This window comes from Arcanobacterium bovis, assembly GCF_004331995.1.
Lineage (GTDB): Bacteria > Actinomycetota > Actinomycetes > Actinomycetales > Actinomycetaceae > Arcanobacterium_A > Arcanobacterium_A bovis.
This window is the reverse complement of record NZ_SJDT01000008.1, coordinates 25173-31885: the sequence shown is the minus strand read 5'-3', so window position 1 is coordinate 31885 and position 6713 is coordinate 25173. Positions and strand designations below refer to the sequence as shown.

Below are 6713 nucleotides of genomic sequence, written 5' to 3'. Positions count from 1 at the left end.
AATCAACTTGAAGATTTGTTGCCCGACACGTTCGATTTTCATCGTTTTCCGCGTCGCCGCAACGGATATTTACTTTATAGAAGATTCAGTCTCTACGTCAATTCAGCGGGCGGTGTCGCTGATCACATAACCGATATTTGGCTTTATAAAGCCAAATATCGCCCGCTACACAAGATTCACTTCGCTTCTTTCTACTTCTTTCGCGATTCTTGATTCTTGTTCTTTTCAAATTCTTTTCAAATTCTTCTCGAATCGCATTTGCCACGCGCTTTGCGATGTCAGGATGAAAAACACCGGGAATGATAAAACTCGAGTTTAACTCCTTGGGCTCCACTACATCGGCGAGTGCGCGCGCCGTCACCGAAAGCATTTCGTCCGTGATCTCGTGCGCACGAATATCAAGCAATCCACGGAACAGCCCTGGAAATACCAGCACATTGTTGATCTGGTTAGGGAAATCAGATCGTCCTGTGGCTACGATTTTTGCGTGCTCGCCTGCGGCGATGGGATCTACTTCCGGCGTCGGATTGGCCATCGCAAATACGATCGCGTCATCAGCCATAGTTGCAATGTCGCTACCGTCCAAAATATTTCCTGACGACACCCCAATAAACACATCTGCTCCTTTGAGCACTTCCTTTAGGGAACCATCTACATTGCGCGGATTGGTATTTTGCGCAAGCCACTGACGATCCGGATCTGCTTCTTCGCGGAATCTTCCCAACGACCCTGCGCGCCCACAACCGATCACGTCTTTGGCTCCTTCGCGCAACAAAAGTCGAATGATGGCATTACCTGCTGCCCCAACGCCGGAGACGACGATGCGCACATCTTCGATCTTTTTGTGTACGACCTTCAAGGCATTGATCAACGCCGCCAGCGTCACTGCTGCTGTTCCATGTTGATCGTCGTGGAATACCGGAATATCAAGTTCTTGACGAAGCCTGCGTTCAATTTCAAAACATCGCGGCGCAGAAATATCTTCGAGGTTAATCCCGCCAAATCCAGGCGCAATAGCCTTAACAATAGTAATAATTTCTTCGCTATCTTTGGTGTCCAAACAAATCGGCCAGGCGTCCACATTGGCGAAATTCTTGAACAACGCTGCTTTGCCTTCCATCACTGGCATCGCAGCTTCGGGCCCAATATCACCCAAACCGAGCACAGCGGTTCCATCCGAAATCACGGCAACCGTGTTTCGTTTAATGGTCAGACGCCGGGCTTCAGATTTGTCTTCCGCTATCAGTTCGCATACGCGGGCGACGCCGGGGGTATAGATTCGCGATAGGTCCTGTCGCGTTTTGAGTGGACGTTTCAATGTCACTTCTACTTTTCCGCCAAGATGCGCCTGGATGGTGACATCATGAATGCCGTGTACGGTGACGTCGTCGATGTCTTCGAAAGCTTCGCGAATCTCAATGGCATGCTCATAATCGGTACAGTTCATCGTGATGTCGACCAAGATTTTGTCGTCGTCAGATTTGACCACGTCAATGCCGTATACCATCGCCCCACAGTCAGCAACTGTTTGAACGAGCCGAGGAATTGCATGAGGATCCGTCGCAATCTCGCAGCGCATCGTTGCAGTATAAGTGGGAATCGCTAAACTCATGTGAAATATCTCCTCGAAAAAGCAGTGTCAGACACAAGCCATCAACATCAAGGATTACACATTTCCGACTTTAAACACACAACATTCCATATATGGGATTCAATGCCTAAACATGCGCACACATTTTCGAAATCATACACATCTATAACAGGCGTAATAACTGGTGGGGCGGGAGATTTTGGAAATCTCCCGCCCCACCAGGCCAGGTTTAGCATCATCTAAGTAGACTCACGCCCACTTAGCGCTAGCAAAGCTACTGAGCTTGCACACGCTCCATGATGATTTCACGTACACGTGCTGCATCTGCTTTGCCACCAGTAGCTTTCATCACCGCACCAACGATAGCGCCAGCTGCTTGCACTTTACCGCTGCGAATCTTCTCCACTACATCCGGGTTAGCAGCTAGAGCCTCATCGACCGCGGTATTGAGTGCACCATCATCAGACACCACTTCCAGCCCACGAGCTTTGACAACCTCAGCTGGATCGCCTTCGCCTGCTAGCACGCCCTCAAGAGCCTGACGCGCCAGCTTATCGGTGAGTTTGCCAGATTCCACAAGCTGGTCGAGTTGTGCTACTTGTGCTGCAGTAACAGGAACGTCGTCGATTTCAATCTCGTTTTCTTTGGCGTAACGAGCTAGCTCGCCCATCCACCATTTGCGCGCACCCGCTGGGCTAGCGCCTGCTTCGACAGAATCCGAAATCAGATCCAAAACGCCCAAATTCACCATGTCACGCATTTCCAGATCTGAAACGGACCACTCTTCCATTAGACGACGGCGTTTTGCTGCCGGTAGCTCGGGAAGCGAAGCGCGAATTTCCTGAACCCACTCGCGGCTCGGCTGCAAAGGAACCAAATCCGGCTCTGGGAAATAGCGGTAATCGTCCGCATCAGACTTCACACGACCAGACAACGTAGACGAATCAGCTTCTTGCCAGTGGCGAGTTTCTTGCAAAACCTCTGCCCCTGAATCCAACACCGCAGCCTGGCGGCACATTTCGTATTGCACAGCGCGCTCAATGGCTCGGAAGGAGTTCACATTCTTCGTCTCAGTGCGCGTTCCCAGCGGTGACTGCGGTGTCTTGCGCAAAGACACATTGATATCTGCGCGCACATTTCCGCGCTCCATCCGCGCTTCCGATACGCCAATTGCCCGAGCAATATCACGAATCGTTTGCACGTACTTCGCTGCAACTTCCGGCGCACGCTCACCGCATCCTTCAATAGGACGCGTGACGATCTCTACCAGTGGCACACCTGCACGGTTGTAGTCCACAAGCGAATAGCTCGCACCTTGAATCCGGCCTTCGCCACCAACGTGGGTGTTCTTTCCGGCGTCTTCCTCAACGTGGGCACGCTCAATATTGACGCGGAACACTTCGCCGTCATCCAACTCGACATCGAGATACCCATCAAATGCGAGTGGCTCGTCGGATTGGGACGTCTGGAAGTTTTTGCACAAATCAGGATAGAAGTAATTCTTGCGTGCAAATCGGCATGATTCGGCGATCTTGCAGTTCAATGCCAGACCAAGACGAATCGCGTACTCGATAGCTTTCTTGTTCACAACCGGCAATGCACCAGGCATTCCGAGCGAAACCGGAGTGGTGAAAGTGTTCGGTTCCCCGCCGAATGCGTTAGGTGCAGCATCGAACATCTTGGTGGTGGTACCTAATTCCACGTGAACTTCGATACCCAAAACTGGATCAAAATTCGCCACAACGCTGTCGAAATCCATCAATTCATCCATTACAGAGCCTCCTCCAGTGCCTCAACTGGGCATTGTGCAGCGTCGTCAGTTGCAAGCGATTCAATAACAGCTGCGATTTTATACATCCGAGCGTCCTCATGAGCAGGTGCGATGACCTGCACTCCCACGGGGAGCCCCTCCGAAAGACCTGCTGGAACCGACATCGCCGGCACACCGGCCAAATTTGCCGGGATAGTAGCGATATCGTTCATGTACATCGCCATAGGATCATTGGACTTCTCACCAAAGCGGAACGCAACAGTAGGCGAAGTAGGAGAAATCAACACGTCACACTGTGCAAACGCTGCATCAAGATCGCGTTGCACCAAAGTGCGCACTTTTTGCGCCGAGCCATAGTAGGCATCAAAATAGCCTGCAGAAAGAGCGTGCGTTCCCAAAATGACGCGCCGCTTCACTTCCGTGCCGAATTTTGCGCCACGAGTAGCGCTCATCATTGTCTCGGCAGTAACTGGGCCTTCAGTTGGCTCTACTCGGTTGCCATAGCGAACGCCGTCGAACCGCGCTAGGTTCGAAGAAACTTCCGCTGGCATGATCAGGTAGTATGCGCCGAGCGAATATTCAAACGACGGGCAAGACACCGTCACGATTTGCGCACCGCGTTCACGCAAACGCTCCACCGTGGCATTGAAGACGTCAAGCACGCCCTGTGAGTATCCCTCACCCTGCATCTGCTCGACCAAGCCAATACGAAGTCCGCTCAAATCTTGCGCAGCTTCCAATTCACGCGAAGCGTCAAGAAGATCAACTGGCACATCAGGAAGCGACGTCGAGTCATGCGGATCGTAGCCGTCGATGATGTCTTGTAGTGCGGCAGCGTCAGCAACAGTGCGCGTCACTGGTCCGATTTGGTCGAGCGACGACGCCATAGCCACCAAGCCATATCGAGAGACAGCACCATACGTTGGCTTTGCACCAACAGTTCCCGTCACAGCTCCAGGCTGGCGGATCGAACCGCCTGTATCAGACCCCAGAGCCCAAGGCACCATATAAGAAGCCACAGCAGCAGCAGAGCCGCCACCAGAACCACCTGGAATACGCTCCACATCCCAAGGATTGCGCGTCGCACCGAAAGCCGAGTGCTCGGTAGACGAGCCCATCGCGAATTCATCCATATTGGTATGACCAATAATTGGCAAACGTGCCTGCTTGATCTTCGTGATTACCGTTGCATCGTACGGCGGCTTCCAGCCTTCGAGCATGAGGGAACCACAAGTGGTTGGAATACCGCGCTGACACATATTGTCTTTGACAGCAACCGGAACCCCAGCAAACGGAGGCAGTTCCACGCCAGCAACGCGATCGTCGTCAACCGCTTGTGCCTGCTGCAACGCACCTTCACGATCAACATAAAGGAAAGCATGCAAGCGTGAATCCAAGCGCTCAATCGCATCTAGGCACAGTTCGGTGAGTTCAACGGACGTAATTTCGCGATCACGCAACAACTGCGCAAGTTCAAGGGCAGACTTCTTGAGAATTTCCTTCATTATTCCTCCCCCAAAATCTGTGGAACAGCAAATTTGCCATCCTCGTGTGCCGGAGCCATTGCGAGCACTTCGTCCACATCGATACCTTCGCCGACGACGTCCTCACGCCACACATTCGAGAGCGGAATGGGATGGGAAGTCGCTGGCACATCAGCCGATGCGACCTCGGAAACTTTCGCAACAGCATCGGAAATTACGGCAAGTTCATTTGCGAACTGTGTGATTTCCTCGTCTGTTAGGGCAATACGTGCGAGGTCTGCTACGCGAGCAACCTCTTCTTTGGAAAATGACGACATGCTCTTATTCTATGTTTCTTGGCCAGCTTGCGCTAACTCGTATCATCATTTCATCATTCATCGTGATGCCACAGTCACTAACCTGCTACCCACTGACGTTCATACTCCACACCAGCACAGGCCAACCGCAAGCCAACCCAGCCCAACCCCTCCGGAAGTATGCTTTGTTATTCATCGATGAGCTATGATGATCCTATGATCAGGACGCGAAGGCAGCAAAAAGAGACACTCAAACGTATGCTCAAATGGGGAGTGGGCGGTCTACTTACAGCTCAAGCTGCAGCAATCGCAACAGTTAGCGCTATCGACGCGCATCGAAAACGCCGCAATCCAGACCACGGGGATTTCCCTCATCTTGAGCCGCTGATGAACGATCTATCTGATCACGATGTAACAATTTACACCTACGGCGAAGACCTCTACGAAGCGCAACTAAACGCGATCCGCGACGCCGAACATCATATCTATTTTGAGAACTTTATAATGAAGGACGATTTCATCGGGAATCGCTTCAAAGACGAGCTCATTAATGCTGCTCACCGCGGCGTGTCGGTCTATATCATTCTCGACACGTGGGGAAATTTGAATCAACCACCCCGCTTCCGCAAATACCCCAAACATCCGAATATTCATGTATTGCTATTCCCGCTCCTTCGCCCAGGAATTATAACTGGTCAAGCCCGAAAAAAGGGACGCGATCACCGCAAAATTATCTGCGTTGATTCTCAGATCGGTTTTGTGGGCGGCTACAATATCGGCGATCTCTTTGCCCACCACTGGCGCGATACTCATATTCGCGTGCGCGGCCCACAGGTATGGGAGCTTGAAAATGCCTTCGTGGATATGTGGAATATCTATCGATACCAAAAAATACATCCTGAACTGCCAGATGTAGGTGCCGGCGTGTGGGCGCCGCACCTTCGTGCAGTCACGAATACGCCAGCGTTCAATTCTTTCCCGGTACGAGCACTCTACCTCGAAGCCATTGACCGCGCCTCAAAGAATATTTGGATCACGATGGGATACTTCATCCCTGATCAAGGGCTCAAATTCGCGCTCCTCCAAGCAGCGAAACGTGGTGTAGACGTGCGGATTCTTCTTCCTGAATACTCCAATCATATCGTTGCCGACTGGGTGGGCCGCCCTCACTACGCCGAATTACTCAGAGGCGGGGTGAGAATTTTCCGCTATCGAAAAGCGATGGTGCACGCCAAAACGATGACGGTTGATGGCGTGTGGTCCACCGTGGGAACCACCAATATCGACCGACTCTCGATGGCCGGAAATTTCGAGGTCAATGTAGAAATTTTCTCCGAAGAAATCGCACAGTCTATGGAAAAAATCTTCCGTCTGGACCTCACCAATACTTCGGAACTGCTTCTTGACGAGTGGGAAAGTCGCGGCAAACTATCGAAGCTCGGCGAACGCCTCCTTGGCCCGCTCGGACCGCTACTGTAGACAGCATAAACGCAGTGGGCATCACAAACACTCGCCAGCACCCCACAGGGTGCAAATAGTTTTTGTGCAAATTCCTGTGCCTAGAACGCTTT

Annotated in this window: 5 protein-coding genes; 1 reads left to right on the top strand and 4 read right to left on the bottom strand. The window is 51.8% G+C overall.

What is annotated here, in order from left to right; all coding sequences use genetic code 11:
• Window positions 1–97 precede the first annotated feature (97 nt).
• The 4 genes from EZJ44_RS08215 to gatC all read right to left on the bottom strand — a co-directional run bounded on the left by EZJ44_RS08215 (window position 98) and on the right by gatC (window position 5163).
• Window positions 98–1612: an NAD-dependent malic enzyme gene (locus EZJ44_RS08215; protein WP_131282356.1), complete on the bottom strand. Its 1515-nt coding sequence runs from the start codon at window positions 1610–1612 to the stop codon at window positions 98–100.
• A gap of 253 nt (window positions 1613–1865) precedes the next feature.
• Window positions 1866–3362: an Asp-tRNA(Asn)/Glu-tRNA(Gln) amidotransferase subunit GatB gene (gene gatB / locus EZJ44_RS08210; RefSeq protein WP_131282353.1), complete on the bottom strand. Its 1497-nt coding sequence runs from the start codon at window positions 3360–3362 to the stop codon at window positions 1866–1868.
• Window positions 3362–4867, bottom strand: coding sequence for an Asp-tRNA(Asn)/Glu-tRNA(Gln) amidotransferase subunit GatA (gatA, locus tag EZJ44_RS08205; RefSeq protein WP_131282348.1), 1506 nt, complete (start codon window positions 4865–4867; stop codon window positions 3362–3364). The genes gatB and gatA overlap by 1 nt, the downstream gene beginning before the upstream one ends.
• The gene (gatC, locus tag EZJ44_RS08200) at window positions 4867–5163 is read right to left on the bottom strand and encodes an Asp-tRNA(Asn)/Glu-tRNA(Gln) amidotransferase subunit GatC (protein ID WP_131282345.1); all 297 of its coding nucleotides are present in this window, start codon (window positions 5161–5163) and stop codon (window positions 4867–4869) included. The genes gatA and gatC overlap by 1 nt, the downstream gene beginning before the upstream one ends.
• Window positions 5164–5358: 195 nt before the next feature.
• On the opposite strand from gatC, the gene EZJ44_RS08195 reads away from it, so the two are divergent.
• Window positions 5359–6621: a phospholipase D-like domain-containing protein gene (locus EZJ44_RS08195; RefSeq protein ID WP_131282342.1), complete on the top strand. Its 1263-nt coding sequence runs from the start codon at window positions 5359–5361 to the stop codon at window positions 6619–6621.
• Window positions 6622–6713 lie beyond the last annotated feature (92 nt).

Coding starts and splice junctions, on each gene's coding strand:
- gatC (WP_131282345.1), bottom strand. CDS start 5,163: ATGTCGTCATTTTCCAAAGAAGAGGTTGCTCGCGTAGCAGACCTCGCA.
- EZJ44_RS08215 (WP_131282356.1), bottom strand. CDS start 1,612: ATGAGTTTAGCGATTCCCACTTATACTGCAACGATGCGCTGCGAGATT.
- gatB (WP_131282353.1), bottom strand. CDS start 3,362: ATGGATGAATTGATGGATTTCGACAGCGTTGTGGCGAATTTTGATCCA.
- gatA (WP_131282348.1), bottom strand. CDS start 4,867: ATGAAGGAAATTCTCAAGAAGTCTGCCCTTGAACTTGCGCAGTTGTTG.
- EZJ44_RS08195 (WP_131282342.1), top strand. CDS start 5,359: ATGATCAGGACGCGAAGGCAGCAAAAAGAGACACTCAAACGTATGCTC.